Consider the following 18,762-nt stretch of genomic DNA (forward strand, 5'->3'; position numbering starts at 1 on the left):
GACCGACCCGTCGCCGGCGACCACCTTCGCCCACCTCGACGCCACCGTCGTGCTGTCGCGAAACATCGCCTCGCTGGGTATCTATCCGGCGGTCGACCCGCTCGACTCCACCTCGCGCCAGCTCGACCCGAACGTGATCGGCAACGAGCACTACGACACCGCGCGCAAGGTCCAGGCCACGCTCCAGAAGTACAAGGAGCTCAAGGACATCATCGCCATCCTGGGCATGGACGAGCTGTCGGAAGAGGACAAGCAGGTCGTGGCGCGCGCCCGCAAGGCCGAGCGCTTCTTCTCGCAGCCCTTCCACGTGGCCGAAGTGTTCACCGGCTCCCCGGGCAAGTACGTGACGCTCAAGGAAACCATCCGCGGTTTCCGCATGATCGTCGACGGCGAGTGCGACCACCTGCCGGAGCAGGCGTTCTACATGGTCGGCGGCATCGACGAGGCCTTCGAGAAGGCCAAGAAGATGGGTGTTGCTGCCTAAGCAGCCCCTTTAGGAGTTGAGCATGGCATCCACGATCCGTTGCGACATCGTCAGCGCCGAGGAAGAGATCTTCCGCGGCGACGTGCAGATGGTCGTCGCCACCGGCGAGCTGGGCGAGCTGGGCATCGCGCCCAAGCACGCCCCGCTGATCACCCGTCTCAAGCCGGGCCAGGTGCGCGTCATCCTCGCCAATGGCGAGGAACAGTTCTTCTACGTCTCCGGCGGCATCCTCGAGGTGCAGCCGCAGGTGGTGACCGTGCTGACCGACACCGCCATCCGCGCCGCCGACCTCGACGAGGCCAAGGCCAAGGAAGCCAAGGCGGAAGCCGAGCGCATCCTGTCCAACCGTGGCGAGGCCATGGAGATCGCCGAGGCGCAGGCCAAGCTGGCCGAGGCCCTGGCGCAGCTCCAGGCGCTCGAGCGCCTGCGCAAGAACCTCAAGCACTGACCCGCGGCGCCCGCCGCAGGCCACGACAACGCCGGCCCCGTGCCGGCGTTGTCGTTTCAGGGAAATGGTCCGGCTGGCGGCGCGCCGCGCCCGCGCAGATACTAGGCCGACGGAGGAACCCATGAGCCAGGCCCTGCACGTGATCATCCTCGCCGCCGGCGAGGGCAAGCGGATGAAGTCGCGCACCCCCAAGGTGCTGCAGCGCATCGCCGGGCGGCCCATGCTGGCCCACGTCATCGAAGCCGCACGCGCGCTCGGTGCCGCCGGCATCCACGTGGTCTACGGCCATGGCGGCGACCAGGTGCGCGCCGCCTTCGCCGACCAGGCCGACCTGCGCTGGGCCGAACAAGCCGAGCAGCTCGGCACCGGCCACGCCGTGCAGCAGGCCATGCCAGGCGTGCCCGAGGCCGCACGCGTGCTGGTCCTTTACGCCGACGTGCCGCTGATCACCGTGGCCACCCTGCGCCGCCTGCTGGAAGCCGCCACCGACCGCGCCGCCGTGCTCGCCGAAACCCTGGCCGACCCGACCGGCTACGGCCGCGTCCTGCTCGACGGCAACGGCCACGTGCAGGCCATCGTCGAGCACAAGGACGCCGACGAGGCCCAGCGCGCCGTGCGCCTGGTCAACACCGGCGTCGTGGCCGCGCCCGCGTCCGACCTGCGCCGCTGGCTCGGCCAGCTGCGCAACGACAACGCCCAGGGCGAGTTCTACCTCACCGACATTTTCGCCATGGCGCGCCGCGACGGCCGCGCCGCCGCGCACACGCCCTGCGACGTACCGGGCGAAGCCGAAGGCGCCAACGACCCGCTGCAGCTGGCGCGCCTCGAGCGTGCCTTCCAGCGCCGCGCCGCGGAGGCGCTGATGCGCGCCGGCGTTCGCTTCGCCGACCCGTCGCGCTACGACCAGCGCGGCCACGTCGAGGCCGGCATGGACGTCGAGATCGACGCCAACGTCGTGCTCGAAGGCCGCGTGGTGCTCGGCGACGGCGTGCGCATCGGCCCCTTCTGCCGCCTGCGCGACGTGGTGCTGGGCGCCGGCACCGTGGTGGCCGCGCACAGCGACCTCGAGGGCGTGGTGGCGGGCGAGGGCTGCACCATCGGCCCCTTCGCGCGCCTGCGGCCGGGCACCGAGCTGGCCGAAGGCGTGCACATCGGCAATTTCGTCGAAACCAAGAAGTCGCGGCTGGGCCCGGGCAGCAAGGCCAACCACCTGAGCTACCTCGGCGATGCCGAGATCGGTAGCCGCGTGAACATCGGCGCCGGCACCATCACCTGCAACTACGACGGCGTGAACAAGTCCACCACCACCATCGGCGACGGCGCCTTCATCGGCTCGAATTCCTCGCTGGTGGCGCCGGTGGAGATCGGCGCGGAGGCCACCATCGGCGCCGGCAGCGTCATCAGCAAGCCCGCGCCGGCCGGCAAGCTCACCGTCGCGCGCGGCCGCCAGGTGACCGTCGACGGCTGGCAGCGCCCCAAGAAGCGCTGAGCCGCGCCTACAGGGCGCCGCCGGGTTCGGAAACCGGCAGCACCATGGCCACCACCAGCCCGCCGCCCTCGCGGTTGTTGAGGCTGATGCGGCCGCCGTGCGCTTCGGCGATCTCCCGCGCCAGCGCCAGGCCCAAGCCCGTACCGCTACGCTTGGTGGAGTAGAAGGGCACCAGCGCGTTCGCCAGCACCGCGTCGCTCATGCCGGTGCCGCGGTCCATCACCTCGATGCGCAGCAAGCCCGGCGTGCGCCGAACCCGCAGCGCCACGTGCTCCGGCGCCGAGCCCGATTCGTGGGCGTTCTTGAGCAGGTTCAGCAGCGCCTGCTCCATCTGCGGCACGTCCACGCGCACCGCCTCCTCGGGCAAGGCGCCGTCCACGGTGAAGTTGATCTGGCTGCGCAACCGGTCCACCAACAGCGGCCAGGCGGTGGCCTCGAGCCGCGGCGAGGGCAGCTTGGCGAAGCGCGCGTAGCCGCGGATGAAACCCTCGAGGTGGCGCGCGCGCTCCTCGATCATGCCGAAGATGGCCTCCAGCCTTTCCGTCTGGCCGCGCCGGGTGAGCTCGGCGCCCGAGTGCGCGAGCGAGGCCACCGGCGCCAGCGAGTTGTTGAGCTCGTGGCTGATCACCCGGATCACCTTTTTCCAGGTCTGCACTTCCTGGCGGCGAAGCTCGGTGGTGAGCTGGCGCAGCAGCACGAGCTCGTGCGGCCGGCCGTTGAGCCGGAAGCCGCGCCGGGCGAGGTGGTAGACCTCTTCCTCGTCGCCTTCGCCCACCGAAAACAGGCCGTCGCCGCCGCGGTCGATGGCGTCCTGCAGGGCCGGCGCCGCGGCGCGCACCAACGCCTCCATCGCCAGGCCCTCGATCTTGCGCCCGTCGTTGAGCAGGCGCCGCGCAGCCAGGTTGGCGTACACCACGTGGCCGCCCTCGGCCACCAGCAGCATGGCCACCGGGGTGTTCTGCACCATGGTGTCTAGCAGCAGTTCGCGCTGCACCAGGCTCAGGCGCTGCTCGCGCAGCACGCCGCCGAGTTCGTTGTGCGCGGCCACCAGGTCGCCGAGCTCGTCGCGGTGGCGCCAGCGCAGGCCGAAGCTGAAGTCGCCGTCGCGGTAGCTCAGCGCCGTGCCCGCCAGCGCCCGGAACAGCGACAGCGCCGGGCGCGCCAGCCGGCGCATCGACCACATCGAAAGCAGCAGCGCCACCAGCGCGGCGATGCTGCCGGCCAGCAGTCGGTTGCCCAGCCACTCGGAAAGCCACAGCGCGACGGCCACTGCCACGATCGCCACGCCCGCGCTGGCCAGCGCGAGCGTCCCGGCGATCGAGCGGCGCCCGGGCATCGGGCTCAGGGCCGGGCGATGCCCAGCCGCTCCATGCGCCGGTAAAGCGCCTGGCGGCTGAGGCCGAGCTCGGCCGCGGCCTGCGCCACGATGCCACTGGCGCGGGCCAGGGCCTGTTCGATGCTGGCGCGGTCGAGCTCCGGGTCGGCGTTGGCGGCGGTGGGCACCGGCGTCACCGGCAGGCCCAGGTCGCCGGCGCCGACCTCGGGCCCGGCGCTGAGCAGGCCAGCGCGCTGCATCACGTTCTTGAGCTCGCGCACGTGGCCGGGCCAGGTGTGGCGCAGCAGCGCGTGCACGGCGCCGTCGGAAAGCGTCTTGCCCGGCTGCAGGAAGGCGTTGGCCAGCGGCAGGATGTCGCGCGGGCGCTCCACCAGCGGCGGCACGCGGATCTCGATGACGTTGAGGCGGTAGTAAAGGTCTTCGCGGAAGCGGCCTTCGCGGATCATCGCCGGCAGGTCGGCGTTGGTGGCGCTGATCACCCGCACCTTGACCTGCTTCTCGCGGTTCGAGCCCAGGCGCGAAAACCGCCCGGTCTCGAGCACGCGCAGCAGCTTCATCTGGCCTTCGGGCGGCAGGTTGCCGATCTCGTCCAGGAACAGCGTGCCGCCGTCGGCGGCCTGGAACTTGCCCTCGCGCGCCTTGCCCGCGCCGGTATAGGCGCCGGCCTCGGTGCCGAACAGTTCGGCCTCGATCAGCTCGGAGGGCAGGGCGCCGCAGTTGAGGGTGACGAACGGGCCGTCCTTCACCGACGAATTCGCCTGCACGATGGCCGCGACCTTGTCCTTGCCGGCGCCGTTCGGGCCGGTCACCAGCACCGGCACGTCGGCGCGCGCCACCTGGGTGGCCAGGCAGAGCACGCGCTCCATCGCCGGGTCGGCCCAGACCAGGCCGCACAGGTCGAACTGCGCCTCCAGGTCCTTGCGCTGGCGCTGGTCGCGGCTGGCGCACTGCGCCAGCGCGCGGCTGGCCTGGCCGAGCTCGAGCAGGTTGGCCACGGTGGCCAGCAGCTTGCGGTCGTCCCAGGGCTTGGCCAGGTAGTCGGCGGCGCCGGCCTTGACCAGGTCGACCGCCGACGCCAGGTGCGTCCACGCCGTGAGCAGGATCACCGGCAGGTCCGGGTGCTCGGCGCGGATGGCCTTGAACAGCGCCTCGCCTTCCTCGCCCGAAGTGGTGTCCTCGGTGAAGTTCATGTCCTGGATGACCAGGTCCACCGGCTGCCGCCGCAGCAGGGCCAGGCCCTCCTCCGGCGACGAGGCGCAGACCGTGCGGTAGTCGTGCAGCGAGAACAGCACTTCCAGCGCGGCGGCCACCGACGGGTTGTCGTCGATGACCAGCAGGGTGGCGTTCGGGCTTGGCGGCATGGGCCTAGCCTACCTTCAGGCCGTGCGCGTGGCGATGGCCGGCGGCACCGCCGCGGCGCGCCAGGCCGGGCCCAGCACCGCCAGCAGGCCCAGCACCCACATCACCGCCATGGTCAGGCCCAGGTAGGCCACGGGCAGGCGCGGGATCTCCAGCTCGCTGACCAGGAAGTTGTTCAGGGCCAGCGCCAGCACCACGCCGGCCAGGATGCCGCCGGTGGTGATGAGCACGTTCTCGACCAGGAAGTAGCGCAGGATGTCGGCCTTGCGGGCGCCGATGGCGCGGCGCACGCCTATCTGCTTGCGGCGCTGGTTCACCCACAGGCTGGCCATGCCGACGATGCCCGAGGCGGTGATCAGCAGCAGGAAGGTGGTGACGGCGATCAGCAGGCCGGCCATCAGCTTCTCGCCGGCGTAGCGGATGTCGCGGATCTCGGCCAGGGTGCGGTTGCTCAGCAGCACGCGGTCGTTGCCCAGCGAGAGCAGCTTCTTCTCGACCTCGGCCATCACCTGGGCCTGCCGGCCCGGCTCGGTGCGCACCGAATAGCGGGTGAAGGGGTCGAGGTAGCGCAGCGGCAGGATCAGGCTGTATTCGCCCGAGGGGCCGACGGCCGCCCAGGGCGTCTGCATGCGCTCGACCACGCCCACCACCTGCACGCTGTTGCCGTCGGCGCCGCCGGTGCCCAGGAACAGGGTCTTGCCCACCACCGAGGCGTCGTCGGGCCACAGCGCCTTCGCCAGGGCCTGGCTGATGATGGCCACCTTGGGCAGGTTGCGGTCCACCTGCGGGTCGGACTCGAGCACTTCCTCGGGCAGGAAGTCGCGGCCCTCGACCAGGTTCAGGCCGAAGGTCTCCACCATCGATTCGCCGCTGAAGTACTGCGCCGCGGCGATGTTGGAATCGGTCTGCTCGGCCGAGGTGGACAGGCCGCCCACGTTCCAGCCGGAGCGACCCAGCGGGATCTGGTTGGTCCAGGCGGCGGAGACGACGCCGGGGATGGCGCGGATCGCCTCCAGGTCGCGCATCTGCATTCCGCGGATGTCGGCGATCTGCCGCGCCGGGTACAGGCGCAGCTCGGAGACGTTGGCCTCGTCGACGCCGCTGGGGCGGGCCGCCGTGGCCAGGCGGTCCTGGATGATGTACAGCGCGTTGCAGACGATGGCCAGGGTGAGGGCAACCTGGGCCGCGATCAGCAGCGGCGCGGTCTTGTTGCGCATCAGCGCGGAAAAGATCGGGCGGATTTCCATGGCGTTCCCCTTACTGGCTCTTGAGCTGGAGGGCGGGCACGACCTGGCAGGCGCGCCAGGTGGGCAGCAGGCCCGCGACGATGGCGGCGGCCACCGACACCGTGACGGCGATGGCCATCATCGGCAGGTCGAGATGGGTGAGCTGGGCCATGCCCTGGTTGAAGCCGCGGATGAAGGCCAGGGCCGCCATCGTCAGGCCGATGCCGACGCCGGCGCCGACCAGGCCGATCACGCCCGCTTCGGTCAGGTACTGCTGGAAGATCTCGGCGCGCGAGGCGCCCAGGGCGCGGCGCACGCCGATCTCGCCGGGGCGCGCGCTGAACTTCGCCAGCAGCAGGCCCACGGTGTTCACCAGGCACACCAGCAGGAAGGCGAAGGCCAGCCAGGTGGAGGTGCGGGTGTCGTCGCTCACCACCCGGCGCACTTCCAGCCACTCGCGCACGTTGTGCAGGCGGTTGTTGGGCTCGCGCGGGAAGCGGTCGAGCGCCTTCTGCTCGGCGACGTAGGCGTTGGTGAAGTCGGCGTACTCGCCGCGGCCGGAGGCGTCGTCGAGTTCCACCCAGAACTGCACCCAGTTGCACTCGGACTCGATCAGGCCGCGGAAGCCCACGCCCGGCGAGGAATTGCAGCTGATGTTGCCGTTGACCTGCAGTTCGCGCGCCACCGCGGTGCGCACCGGGATGTAGATGTCCTCGCTGGTGTCGAAGCTGCCGCTGCCCACCAGGCGGTAGAACTTGGGCACCGGGTTCCAGGTGTCGATGACGCCGGCGACCTGGTACTCGTCATCGCGGGCGCGGATCGTGCGGCCCACCGGGTCCACGCCTTCGCCGAACAGGCGCTCGGAGAGGCTGCGGCCGATCACCACCACCTGGGCGCCGCGGGCGTCGTCCTCGGCGCTCCAGGCCTGGCCGTACAGGAACGGCACGTCGAACATGGCGAAGAAGTCGCGGCCCACGGCCAGGCCGTCGCTGAAGAAGGGCGGCAGGTCCGGGCGGCCGGAATCGATCGGCGGGCTGACGCCGTAGACCGGCGTCTGGCGCGGCGCGGCGGCGCGCTCCCACAGCGCCATGGCGTCGCGCATGGTCAGCTGCTCGGGCGGCTCCGGGTCGCCCAGGCCGTCACCGGTGCCGGCGGGGCGGTTGTCGAGCAGCGGCACGAACAGGCGGTCGGACTTCTGTGGGATCGGGTCGCCCGACATGCCGCGCAGCAGGGTCAGGGTGGTCATGCTGGCGGCCACGCCCACGGACAAGGTGAGCACCATCAGCGTCGTCAGCACCGGGTTGCGGCGCAGGCTTCGGAAGCCCAGGCCAAGGTAGTAGCGGAACATGGCGTGCTCCTCAGGCGTTCGCGGCCGTGGCGGCCTTGGCGGCGGCCAGGCTGCGGGCGGTCTCGTGGGTCAGGTCGGACACCTGGCCGTCGATGATGTGCACGTTGCGGTGCGCGCGCGCGGCGAGCTCCGGGTCGTGGGTCACCATCAGGATGGTGGTGCCGCCGGCGTTGATCTCCTCCAGCAGTTCCATCACGCCGCGGGCCATCTGCGAGTCGAGGTTGCCGGTGGGTTCGTCGGCCAGCAGCAGCTTGGGCGAACCGGCCAGCGCGCGAGCGATGGCCACGCGCTGCTGCTGGCCACCCGAGAGCTCGGCCGGGTAGTGCTTCTGGCGCGAGGCCAGGCCCACCTGGCCCAGGGCCTGCTCGATGCGCTGCTTGCGCTCGGCGGCGCCGAAGCCGCGGTAGCGCAGCGGCACGTCCACGTTGTCGAACAGGTTCAGGTCGGGGATCAGGTTGAAGCCCTGGAAGATGAAGCCCAGCTTCTCGTTGCGCAGCTTCGAGCGGCCGGCATCGTCCAGGCCGCGCACGTCCACGCCGTCGAGCCAGTACTCGCCGCCGGTGAATTCCTCGAGCAGGCCGGCGATGTTGAGGAAGGTGGTCTTGCCCGAGCCCGAGGGGCCGGTGACGGCGACGAACTCGCCTTCCTTGACGTGGATGTCGAAACCGCGCAGCGCGTGCGTCTCGATCATGTGGGTGCGGTAGACCTTGCTCAGGTTGTTCATGCGCATCATGGCGGGGCGTCCTTTTCTTTCGTGTTCGCGTGGGGGCGGGAAGGGAGTCAGTCGTTGATGGAGACGCGCTCGGCGTCGCCGAAGGTGTCGGTGCCGGCGATGACGATGCGCTCGCCGGGCTGCACGCCCTCGAGGATCTCCACCTCGGCGACGCTGGTGGCGCCGAGCTTGATCGGGCGGCGCACCGCGATGCCGCCCTCGACCACGTAGGCATAGCGGCCGCCGGCGGCTTCGACGAAGGGACCGCGCGCGACCTTGACCACGTCGGGCTTCTCCTCGAACAGCACGCGCGCGGTCAGGCGCTGGTTCTGGCGCAGGCCCGGCGGCTGCTCGCCGTCGAAGCGCACGCGCGCCAGCACCTGGTTGTTCACCACCTCGGGCGAGATGGCGGAAATCTTGCCGGTGGCGTCCACCGAACCCACGCGCACCTCGGCGGTCATGCCCAGGCCCAGGTCCTTGGCGTAGGTCTCGGGCATTTCCAGCTCGACCTCCAGGCGCGACAGGTCCACCACCGTCATCAGCGCGGTGTTGGGCGCCACCACGGCGCGGTCGGCCACGCTGAGCGTGCCGATGATGCCGTCCACCGGCGCGCGCACGTTCAGTTCGTCCACGCGGCGCTCGAGGTTGGCGGCCAGCAGGCGCTGGCGCTCGAGCATCTGCTGCTGGGTCTTGAGCGCCAGCCCCACGTCCTGGGTTTCCAGGCCGGCGGCGGTGGCGGCGTGCTTGCTGCGGATGTCGGCGCTGGCCATGGCGTCCTTGGCGCGCAGGTACTCGACTTCGGCGATGGCGCCCAGTTCGAAGCCGCGCTGGGCGCGCTGCAGGTCGCGCAGGGCGGCCAGGCGGGTCACCTCGGCGTCGTCGGCCTCGCGCTTGGCCAGCAGGCTGGCCTTCTGGGCCAGGATGCGCTGGCGCGACACCTCGGCCTCGAGCTGGGCCAGGGTGGCCTGCTCGCGCTGCAGTTCGTTCTGCAGCTCGGGCGAATCGATCACCGCCATCACGTCGCCGCGCTTGACGGTGTCGCCGGCCAGGATCTTCAGGGTCACGGTGCCGCCGGCCGGGGCGTACAGGGTGGGGCTGACGGCGGCCACCACGCGGCCGTTCACCGCGGCGTCGCGCACCAGCAGGCCGCGGCCGACCTCGGCGATGCGCAGGCGCTCGACCGACACCGAGTGCGAGCTGCCCATCCAGCCCGAGAGCAGCCAGCCCAGCGTGAGCACGCCGGCGATGGCGCCGCCGGCCAGCCACAGCGGTCGGCGGCTGCGCACCTGCGGCGGCTGGGAGAGGGTGCGGTCCTGGGCGGAGGTGTCGCGGATCATCGGGGTTTCCTGGATCGGTGATGCCCAAGCTGATGCACGAGCCGTGCCAACCTCTAAGCCATTGATATGAAAGGCTTGGACGCCTGTCCGCCGCTGTCCGCGGGCAGGGCGGGCGGACGCGGCCGGACGCGCCGGGTGGCCGGGCGGTGAACGCTGAATTCGTCGGCATCCGTGCCCGTGCGGCCTTCCCGTAAACTTGCGGCCCCGGTCCAAGGAAATGCATTCCATGTGCGGAATCGTCGGCATCAGCGCCCATCGCCCCATCGTCCAGCACCTGATCGCCGGGCTCAGCGCGCTGGAATACCGCGGCTACGACTCCGCCGGCGTGGCCCTGGTCGGCAAGGACGGCATCGCCCGCCTGCGCGCCAAGGGCAAGGTGCGCGACCTGGTGGCGCTGCAGGCCGAGACCGGGCTCGACGGCCACTGCGGCATCGCCCACACCCGCTGGGCCACCCACGGCGTGCCCAGTGAAATCAACGCCCACCCGCACGTGTCCGGCCAGGTCAGCCTGGTGCACAACGGCATCATCGAGAACCACGCGGCGCTGCGCGCCGAACTGCTGGCCGAGGGTTACGACTTCAGCTCCCAGACCGACACCGAGGTGGTGGCGCACCTGGTCGAGCGCGCCCAGCGCCGCGGCCTGGGCCTGCGCGAGGCGGTGCAGGACACCGTGGCGCGCCTGCACGGCGCCTACGCCATCGCGGTGGTGTCGGCGCGCGAGCCGGGCACGGTGGTGGGCGCCCGCTACGGCGCGCCGCTGATCGCGGGCCTGGGCGAGGGCGAGCAGTACCTGGCCTCCGACGTGCATGCGCTGCTGCCGCTGACCCGGCGCTTCATGTACCTCGAGGAAGGCGACGTGGCCGAAGTGACCGTGGACGCCATCCGCGTCTTCGACGCCAGCGGCGCCGAGGTGGCGCGCGAGGTGAAGGAGTCGCACTTCAGCGCCGACGCGGTCGAGCGCGGCGAATACGCCCACTACATGCTCAAGGAAATCCACGAGCAGCCGGTGGCCGTGGCCGACACGCTCGAGGGCCGCATTGCCGGCGGCAAGATCCTGACCCAGATCTTTGGCGTCGACGCCGAACAGCTGCTGGCCGCCACCCAGGCCGTGCACATCATCGCCTGCGGCACCAGCTACCACGCGGGCCTGGTGGCGCGTTACTGGATCGAGCAGCTGGCCGGCGTGCCCTGCACCGCGGAGATCGCCAGCGAATACCGCTACCGCGACCCGGTGGTGAAGGAAGGCACGCTGTTCCTCACCATTTCCCAGTCCGGCGAAACCGCCGACACCCTGGCCGCGCTGAAGCTCGCCCGGGAGCGCCCTTACCTGGCGCGCATGGCGGTGTGCAACGTGCCCGAGTCGTCGATCGTGCGCGAGTCGAGCCTGGTGCTGATGACCCGCGCCGGCCCCGAGATCGGCGTGGCTTCCACCAAGGCCTTCACCACCCAGCTGGTGGCGCTGGCGCTGTTCTCGCTCGAGCTCGCCCGCGCCAAGGGCCTGGACGCCGCGCGCTACGCCGACGGCGTGCGCCAGCTCGAACAGCTGCCCGGCCTGATCGCCGAAGCGCTCAAGCTCGACGCCGAGATCCGCGAGCTCGCCACGCACTTCGCCGACAAGCAGCACGCGCTGTTCCTGGGCCGCGGCACGCACTGGCCGGTGGCCATGGAAGGCGCGCTCAAGCTCAAGGAAATCAGCTACATCCACGCCGAGGCCTACGCCGCCGGCGAGCTCAAGCACGGCCCGCTGGCGCTGGTGGACGAGGACATGCCGGTCATCGCGGTGGCGCCCAACGACCGCCTGATCGACAAGCTCAAGTCCAACCTCGAGGAAGTGCGCGCCCGCGGCGGCGTGCTCTACGCCTTCGTCGACGAAACCGTGGCGCACGGCCTGGACGCCGCCCACGTGGTGATCCTGCCGGCCGCCGGCGAGATCGCCGCGCCGGTGGTGTCCACCATCCCGCTGCAGCTGCTGAGCTACCACGTGGCCGTGCTGCGCGGCACCGACGTGGACCAGCCGCGCAACCTGGCCAAGTCGGTCACGGTGGAGTGAGGGCGGGGCGCGTGGGCCATTCGCCGCCCGCCAACGACCCGCGCCCGGTCGAGCCGGAGAAGCCGCTGCCTGGCGATTGCTGCGACGGCGGCTGCACTCCCTGCGTGCTCGACACGTACGCCGAGGCCATGGACGACTACCGCGAGCGCCTGGCCCGCTGGCTGGCCCGCCACCCCGACGCCGGCTGAGCGGTCCCGGCGCCCGGCCGCCGGTGGCAGAATGGCGGCCCGTTCCCGCCGAGAGCCCGCCCATGCGCGTCTGCGTCTACGCTGCTTCCAGCGCCAAGGTGGCGCCTGAGTTCCACGCCGCCGCGCGCCTGCTGGGCGAAACGCTGGCGGCGAACGGCTGCTCCGTCGTCTACGGCGGCGGCTCGCAGGGCCTGATGGGTTCGCTGGCCGACGGCGCGCTGTCGAAGGGCGGCGAAGTGGTGGGCATCCTGCCGAAGTTCATGGCCGACCTGGAGTGGGGCCACCCGGGTCTCACGCACCTGGAGCTGGTGGAGGACATGCGCGAGCGCAAGCACAAGCTGCTCACCGGCTCCGACGCCGTGGTGGCGCTGCCGGGCGGCTGCGGCACGCTCGAGGAGCTGTTCGAGGCCATCACGCTCAAGCGCCTGGGCCTCTACTTCAACCCGATCCTGCTGCTCAACACGCGCGGCTTCTATGCGCCGCTGCAGGGTTTCATGGAGCAGGTGATCGCCGAGAAGTTCATGAATCCCGAGCACCACGCCATGTGGTCGCTGGTGGATTCGGTGGAGCAGGTGTTGCCCACCATCGCCGCCACGCCGAAGTGGCGCGAGGACGCGCGCGACTACGCGGTGGTGCGCTAGCGGCTCAGTCGGCGGAAGACGACTGCGGGTCGTCGAAGCCGAAATCCGGCTCGGGCATCGCGCCCTCGTCCTCGTCGTGGCGCACGGTGGTGACGGGGCCGGCGGCCGGCATGCGCTTGCCCTTGGGCAGCGGCAGTTTCGAGACTTCCTCGCCCGCGGCCAGCACCAGCTCGCTGCGGCGCTCGTCCGGGATTTCCTGCCAGTGGCAGCCCAGGATGGCGCCCTCGAGCGCGTAAAGCAGGTTCAGGCTGGGCTTGAAGCCCGCGCGCTTGACCCGCACGAACGCCGCCAGCGAACCCACCGCCACGAGGTCTTCCTGGGTGCGGATGCCGGTCTGGCGCAGCCACGCGGCCGACTTGGGGCCGATGTTGCGCAGCTTGGTTCCGGTACTCATGGCGACTCCGTGCTTGCGGCGGCGTCAGGCCGCGTCCAACGCCTGTATGAACGCATGCGCGATGGCTTCGAGGCCAGCCTGGTCTTCGGCGTCGAAGCGATCGAGCACCGGGCTGTCGAGGTCGAACACGCCCACCAGGCGCTCGCCGGCGTACAGCGGCACCACCAATTCCGAACGCGAGGCCGAGTCGCAGGGGATGTGGCCCGGGAAGGCGTCCACATCGGCCACGCGCTGGGTTTCGCGCGTCTGCGCGGCGGTGCCGCAGACGCCGCGGCCGAGCGCGATGCGCACGCAGGCCGGGTGGCCCTGGAAGGGGCCGACCACCAGTTCGGTGCCGTCGTAAAAGTAGAAGCCCACCCAGTTCAGGTCGGGCAGGGCGTGGAACACCAGCGACGACAGGTTGGCGGCGTTGGCCACGCGGTCGCGTTCGCCGTGCATCAGGCCGCGGGCCTGCTCGAGCAGCTGGGCGTACTGCTCGGCCTTGGTGCCGGAAAGGGAGCTGGACTGGAACATGCGGACTCCTGGAGCAAGCCCCGGAGTCTAGCAGCGCGCGACGCGGCGGCCCGCTGATAAAGTCGCACCCATGGTCCAGGGCTTCCCCGAATTCCCCAACGGCTGTTTCGTCACCGGCACCGACACCGGCGTGGGCAAGACCTACGCCAGCGCGGCCCTGCTGCACGCCATGCGCCGCGACGGCCGCCCGGCCGTGGGCATGAAGCCGGTGGCCAGCGGCTGCGAGCGCACGCCCCAGGGCTGGCGCAACGAGGACGCGCTGGCCCTGCAGGCCGCCAGCCAGCCGCGGCCCGAATACCTGCTGGTCAATCCCTACGCGCTGCCCGAACCCACCGCGCCGCAGATCGCCGCGGCCCTGGCGGGCGTCAAGGTGGCCCTTCCCACGATCCTGGCCGCCCACGCCACGCTGGCCGCCCAGGCCGGCGGGCGCGTGCTGGTGGAAGGCGCCGGCGGCTGGCTGGCGCCGCTGGCCGACGGCATCGAACAGGCCGACCTGGCCCGCACCCTGGGCCTGCCGGTGGTGCTGGTGGTGGGGCTGCGGCTGGGCTGCCTCAACCACGCCCGGCTTACCGCCCGGGCTATCGTGGCCGAGGGTTGCCGCTACGCCGGCTGGATAGGCAACGCCATCGAGCCGCCCGGCCCGCACGCCGCCGCCTACCTCGAATTGCTGCGCACCCACCTGCCGGGGCCCTGCTTGGGGCTGCTGCCGTACGCCCCGGGCGCCGACCCGGCAGGCCTGGCGGCGAATCTGGCCGGCGGCTGAACCAGGCCGCAGGAAAGGCCCGAAAGGGATACGAAACAGGTCGTTAGTTGGCTTGACAGTCGGCCATTCAAACTTAGAATGACCGTTCACTCTTTTTGCCGCTCGGGCGCCCACGGCGCCGCGGACCCGACTCCCCCTTTCGAGAACCGAGGCATTCCCATGTCCTTCCCCGCCCGTTCCTGGCGCACCCTGTTCCTGGCCGGCGCTTCCGGCGCCCTGCTGGCCGCCTGCGGCGGCGAGGCCGCCCCGCCGGCCATGCCCACCCCCGAAGTCACCGTGGTCACGCTCAAGGCCCAGCCCGTGCCGCTGACCCGCGAACTGGCCGGCCGCACCGTGCCCTTCCTGGTGGCCGAGGTGCGGCCCCAGGCTACCGGCATCGTGAAGAAGCGCCTGTTCGAAGAAGGCAGCCTGGTGAAGGCCGGCGAGGTGCTCTACCAGCTCGACGACGCCAGCTACCGCGCCGCCCGCGACGCCGCCGCCGCCAACCTGGCGCGCGCGAAGGCCTCGGCCACCTCGGCCCGCCTGGCCGCCGAGCGTTCCACCGAGCTGGTGGCCGCCAAGCTGGTCAGCCAGCAGGACCACGAGCGCACCATCGCCGCCGCCGCCGAGGCGCAGGCCGACGTGGCCGCCTACCAGGCCGCGCTGCAGTCGGCCGAAGTGAACCTGGGCTACACCCGCATCGTGGCGCCCATTTCCGGCCGCGCCGGCAAGTCCAGCGTCACCCAGGGCGCGCTGGTCACCGCGAACCAGGAAGCGCCCCTTGTGACCGTGCAGCAGCTCGACCCGATCTACGTGGACCTGGCCCAGTCGAGCAGCGAACTGCTGCAGCTGCGCCGCGACATGGAGGCCGGCAAGGTCGAGGCCGCCGACGGCGTGGCCGCGAAGATCCTGCTCGAGGACGGCACGCCCTACGCCGAGCCGGGCCGCCTGGAGTTCACCGATGTCACCGTCGACCCGTCCACCGGCAGCTATGCCCTGCGCGTGAGCGTGCCGAACCCGGGCAACCTGCTGCTGCCGGGCATGTACGTGCGCGCGCTGGTCGAACTCGGCACCCGCCCCGACGGCGTGCTCGCACCGCAGCAGGGCATCAGCCGCGACCCGAAGGGCAACGCCACCGCCATGGTGGTGACCCCGGAAGGCAAGGTCGAGGCGCGCGTGGTGCAGGCCAGCCGCACCATCGGCGACCAGTGGCTGGTCGACGCCGGCCTGGCCGCAGGCGACCGCGTGATCATCGAAGGCCTGCAGAAGGTGCAGCCGGGTGGCAACGCCAAGGCCGTCGAAGCCGGCGCCGTGCCGCAGGAACCGTCCGCGCCGGCCGAAGCCGGCGGCGACGCCGAATAAGCCCGGGAGCCCCCAATGGCAAGGTTCTTCATTGATCGGCCCATCTTCGCGTGGGTGATCGCCATCATCATCATGCTGGCCGGCGCGCTCGCGCTGACCCAGCTGCCCATTTCCCGCTACCCGACCATCGCACCGCCCTCGGTGACGATCAACGCCAGCTACCCAGGCGCGTCGGCGCAGGCCGCCGAGAACTCGGTGACCCAGATCATCGAGCAGGCCATGACCGGCCTCGATGGCCTGGACTACCTCTCGTCCACCAGTGATTCCAACGGCTCGGTCTCGGTCACGCTGACCTTCAAGACCGGCACCGACCCGGACATCGCTCAGGTGCAGGTGCAGAACAAGCTGCAGCTGGCCACCGCGCTGCTGCCGCCGATCGTGCAGCAGCAGGGCATCTCGGTGAACAAGGCCAGCTCCGGCTTCCTGCAGGTGCTGGGTTTCGTTTCCGAAGACGGCTCGATGGACCGCAACGACATCTCCGACTACGTGTCGGCGAACGTGGTGGACCCGCTCAGCCGCGTCGCCGGCGTGGGCAGCGTGCAGGTGTTCGGCGGCAAGTACGCCATGCGCATCTGGCTCGACCCGGGCAAGCTCAACACCTACAAGCTCGCGCCCGCCGACGTGATCGGGGCCATCCAGGCCCAGAACGCCCAGGTGGCCGTGGGCCAGCTCGGCGGCACGCCGGCCATCGACGGCCAGCAGATCAACGCCACCATCACCGCCCAGGACCGCCTGCAGACGCCGGAACAGTTCCGCGCCATCGTGGTGCGCTCCAACGCCGACGGTTCGGTGCTGCGCCTGGGCGACGTGGCCCGCGTGGAACTGGGCTCGGAAAGCTACGCGGTCATCAGCCGCTACAACGGCAAGCCGGCCTCGGGCCTGGCGATCTCGCTGGCCACCAACGCCAACGCGCTGTCCACCGCCGACGGCGTGGCCGAGCTGATCGAGCGCATGAAGCCCAGCTTCCCGCCGGGCCTGAAGGTGGTCATCCCGTTCGACACCACGCCCTTCGTGCGCGTCTCGATCAACGAGGTCGTCAAGACCCTGGTCGAGGCCGTGGTGCTGGTGTTCCTGGTGATCTTCCTGTTCCTGCAGAACTTCCGCGCCACGCTCATCCCCACCATCGCGGTGCCGGTGGTGCTGCTGGGCACGCTGGGCATCCTGCTGGCGCTGGGCTTCTCGATCAACATGCTCACCATGTTCGCCATGGTGCTGGCCATCGGCCTGCTGGTGGACGACGCCATCGTCGTGGTCGAGAACGTCGAGCGCGTGATGAGCGAGGAGGGACTGTCGCCCGTCGAAGCCACCCGCAAGTCCATGGACCAGATCACCGGCGCGCTGGTCGGCATCGGCCTGGTGCTGGCGGCGGTGTTCATCCCGATGGGTTTCCTGACCGGCTCCACCGGCGTCATCTACCGCCAGTTCACCGCCACCATCGTCTCGGCCATGGGCCTGTCGGTGCTGGTGGCCATCATCCTCACGCCGGCGCTGTGCGCCACGCTGCTCAAGCCGCTGAAGAAGGGCGAGCACCACGGCGAGAAGGGCTTCTTCAAGTGGTTCAACGGCAAGTTCGACGCCGGCAACGCGCGCTACCAGGGCATCGTCGGCGGCATGCTGCGCCGCGGCGGCCGCTTCCTGGCCATCTACGCGCTGCTGGCGCTGGTGATGGGCTTCCTGTACCTGCGCGTGCCGTCCTCCTTCCTGCCCGACGAAGACCAGGGCGTGCTCTTCACCATCGTGCAGACGCCGGTGGGCGCCACCCAGGAGCGCACCCAGAAGGTGATGGAGCAGGTCGAGTCGCACTACCTGCGCAACGAAGCCGAGCACATCGAGTCCACCTTCGCGGTGCAGGGCTTCAGCTTCGCCGGCAGCGGCCAGAACAACGGCATGGTGTTCGTGAAGCTCAAGGAGTGGGACGAGCGCACCAGCGACGAGGCCAGCGTGGACGCGATGGTTGGCCGCGCCATGGGCGCCTTCAGCCAGATCAAGGACGCCATGGTGTTCGCGCTGGCGCCGCCGCCGGTGACCGAGCTCGGCACCACGGGCGGCTTCAACCTCTACCTCAAGGACAACCAGGGCCAGGGCCACGAGGCGCTGATGGCCGCGCGCAACCAGCTGCTCGGCCTGGCCGGCCAGAGCCCGCTGCTGATGGCGGTGCGCCCGAACGGCCAGGAAGACACGCCGCAGTTCCGGCTCGACGTCGACAACGAGAAGGCCGCGGCGCTGGGCGTGTCGGTGGCGGAGATCAATGCGACGCTGTCGGTCGCCTGGGGTGGCCGCTACGTCGACGACTTCATCGACCGCGGCCGCGTCAAGCGCGTCTACGTGCAGGCCGACGCGCCGTACCGCATGGTGCCCGAGGACTTCAAGCTCTGGTACGTGCGCAACCAGGCCGGCGAGATGGTGCCGTTCTCGGCCTTCGCCAGCTGGCACTGGGAATACGGCTCGCCGCGCCTGGAGCGCTACAACGGCGCGCCGGCGGTGAACGTCACCGGCATGGCGGCCCCCGGCGTGAGCTCGGGCGACGCCATGGCCGAGATGGAGCGCCTGGCCACGCAGCTGCCGCAGGGTTTCGGCCTGGAGTGGAGCGGCGCGTCCTACCAGGAACGCGTGGCCGACGCGCAGGTGCCGATGCTCTACGCGCTGTCGCTGCTGGTGGTGTTCCTGTGCCTGGCGGCACTGTACGAAAGCTGGTCCATCCCGACCTCGGTGCTGCTGGTGGTGCCGCTGGGCATCCTGGGCACGGTGCTGTTCACCTGGCTGCGCGGCCTCGAGCGCGACGTGTATTTCCAGGTGGGCATGCTCACCACGGTGGGCCTGTCGAGCAAGAACGCGGTGCTGATCATCGAGTTCGCCAAGGCCAACGTCGAGAAGGGCATGGAGCTGGTGGACGCCACGCTGGCGGCCATCCGCGACCGCCTGCGGCCGATCCTGATGACCTCGATCGCCTTCGGCTTCGGCGTGCTGCCGCTGGCCCTGGCCACGGGCGCCGGCTCGGGCGCGCAGCGCGCCATCGGCACCGGCGTGATCGGCGGCATGCTCAGCGGCACCTTCCTGGGCATCTTCTTCATCCCGCTGTTCTTCGTGGTGGTGCGCCGCCTGTTCTACCGGCAGGGAGCGAAGGCGTGAGCCC

General features: G+C 70.8%; 16 protein-coding genes and 1 pseudogene. 9 read left to right on the forward strand and 8 right to left on the reverse strand.

The features are described 5' to 3' along the window. The 3 genes and pseudogenes from ACE3Q2_RS04025 to glmU form a co-directional block, all read left to right on the forward strand. A pseudogene (locus ACE3Q2_RS04025) lies at positions 1-484 on the forward strand (F0F1 ATP synthase subunit beta); the annotation flags it as partial. Positions 485-506: 22 nt separating this feature from the next. Further along, positions 507-932, forward strand: coding sequence for a F0F1 ATP synthase subunit epsilon (locus ACE3Q2_RS04030; RefSeq protein ID WP_374472969.1), 426 nt, complete (start codon positions 507-509; stop codon positions 930-932). Positions 933-1,053: 121 nt separating this feature from the next. Next, positions 1,054-2,421, forward strand: a complete 1,368-nt coding sequence (gene glmU / locus ACE3Q2_RS04035; RefSeq protein WP_374472971.1) for a bifunctional UDP-N-acetylglucosamine diphosphorylase/glucosamine-1-phosphate N-acetyltransferase GlmU — start codon at positions 1,054-1,056, stop codon at positions 2,419-2,421. Between the two features lie 7 nt (positions 2,422-2,428). On the opposite strand, the gene ACE3Q2_RS04040 is transcribed toward glmU, so the two are convergent. Genes ACE3Q2_RS04040 through ACE3Q2_RS04065 form a run of 6 tightly spaced genes read right to left on the reverse strand, consistent with a single transcriptional unit; the run spans position 2,429 to position 9,739 of the window. Further along, positions 2,429-3,757, reverse strand: coding sequence for a PAS domain-containing sensor histidine kinase (locus ACE3Q2_RS04040; RefSeq protein ID WP_374472973.1), 1,329 nt, complete (start codon positions 3,755-3,757; stop codon positions 2,429-2,431). A gap of 5 nt (positions 3,758-3,762) precedes the next feature. Continuing rightward, a complete protein-coding gene (locus ACE3Q2_RS04045; RefSeq protein WP_374472975.1) occupies positions 3,763-5,118 on the reverse strand; it encodes a sigma-54-dependent transcriptional regulator in 1,356 nt (451 codons plus the stop codon). A gap of 15 nt (positions 5,119-5,133) precedes the next feature. Continuing rightward, entirely contained in the window at positions 5,134-6,363 is a 1,230-nt protein-coding gene (locus tag ACE3Q2_RS04050; protein ID WP_374472977.1) for an ABC transporter permease, read from the reverse strand. 10 nt (positions 6,364-6,373) lie between these two features. Beyond that, positions 6,374-7,690: an ABC transporter permease gene (locus ACE3Q2_RS04055; protein ID WP_374472979.1), complete on the reverse strand. Its 1,317-nt coding sequence runs from the start codon at positions 7,688-7,690 to the stop codon at positions 6,374-6,376. Between the two features lie 10 nt (positions 7,691-7,700). Then, positions 7,701-8,423, reverse strand: coding sequence for an ABC transporter ATP-binding protein (locus tag ACE3Q2_RS04060; protein ID WP_374472981.1), 723 nt, complete (start codon positions 8,421-8,423; stop codon positions 7,701-7,703). 47 nt (positions 8,424-8,470) lie between these two features. Further along, positions 8,471-9,739 carry an efflux RND transporter periplasmic adaptor subunit gene (locus ACE3Q2_RS04065; protein ID WP_374472983.1) on the reverse strand — a complete coding sequence of 423 codons (1,269 nt, stop codon included), beginning with the start codon at positions 9,737-9,739 and terminating at the stop codon, positions 8,471-8,473. 226 nt (positions 9,740-9,965) lie between these two features. On the opposite strand from ACE3Q2_RS04065, the gene glmS reads away from it, so the two are divergent. The 3 genes from glmS to ACE3Q2_RS04080 all read left to right on the forward strand — a co-directional run bounded on the left by glmS (position 9,966) and on the right by ACE3Q2_RS04080 (position 12,618). Next, positions 9,966-11,789, forward strand: coding sequence for a glutamine--fructose-6-phosphate transaminase (isomerizing) (glmS, locus tag ACE3Q2_RS04070; protein WP_374472985.1), 1,824 nt, complete (start codon positions 9,966-9,968; stop codon positions 11,787-11,789). Between the two features lie 11 nt (positions 11,790-11,800). Beyond that, positions 11,801-11,977 (forward strand): oxidoreductase-like domain-containing protein, encoded by a 177-nt coding sequence (locus ACE3Q2_RS04075; RefSeq protein WP_374472987.1) that lies wholly within the window; start codon positions 11,801-11,803, stop codon positions 11,975-11,977. Positions 11,978-12,039: 62 nt separating this feature from the next. After that, positions 12,040-12,618: a TIGR00730 family Rossman fold protein gene (locus ACE3Q2_RS04080; RefSeq protein WP_374472989.1), complete on the forward strand. Its 579-nt coding sequence runs from the start codon at positions 12,040-12,042 to the stop codon at positions 12,616-12,618. A gap of 4 nt (positions 12,619-12,622) precedes the next feature. Here the strand turns inward: ACE3Q2_RS04080 and ACE3Q2_RS04085 are convergent, their stop codons facing one another. Both ACE3Q2_RS04085 and ACE3Q2_RS04090 read right to left on the reverse strand, forming a co-directional pair. Beyond that, positions 12,623-13,012: a TfoX/Sxy family protein gene (locus ACE3Q2_RS04085; protein ID WP_374472991.1), complete on the reverse strand. Its 390-nt coding sequence runs from the start codon at positions 13,010-13,012 to the stop codon at positions 12,623-12,625. Between the two features lie 24 nt (positions 13,013-13,036). Next, positions 13,037-13,525 (reverse strand): GAF domain-containing protein, encoded by a 489-nt coding sequence (locus ACE3Q2_RS04090; RefSeq protein WP_374472993.1) that lies wholly within the window; start codon positions 13,523-13,525, stop codon positions 13,037-13,039. Positions 13,526-13,595: 70 nt separating this feature from the next. Between ACE3Q2_RS04090 and bioD the strand changes: the two genes are divergently transcribed. The 3 genes from bioD (at position 13,596) to ACE3Q2_RS04105 (ending at position 18,758) form a co-directional block, all read left to right on the forward strand. Further along, entirely contained in the window at positions 13,596-14,288 is a 693-nt protein-coding gene (bioD, locus tag ACE3Q2_RS04095; RefSeq protein ID WP_374472995.1) for a dethiobiotin synthase, read from the forward strand. A gap of 159 nt (positions 14,289-14,447) precedes the next feature. Beyond that, entirely contained in the window at positions 14,448-15,629 is a 1,182-nt protein-coding gene (locus ACE3Q2_RS04100) for an efflux RND transporter periplasmic adaptor subunit (protein WP_374472998.1), read from the forward strand. 15 nt (positions 15,630-15,644) lie between these two features. Continuing rightward, positions 15,645-18,758, forward strand: a complete 3,114-nt coding sequence (locus ACE3Q2_RS04105) for an efflux RND transporter permease subunit (protein ID WP_374473000.1) — start codon at positions 15,645-15,647, stop codon at positions 18,756-18,758. Positions 18,759-18,762 lie beyond the last annotated feature (4 nt).

Source organism: Arenimonas sp. (assembly GCF_041913985.1).
Lineage (GTDB): Bacteria > Pseudomonadota > Gammaproteobacteria > Xanthomonadales > Xanthomonadaceae > Arenimonas.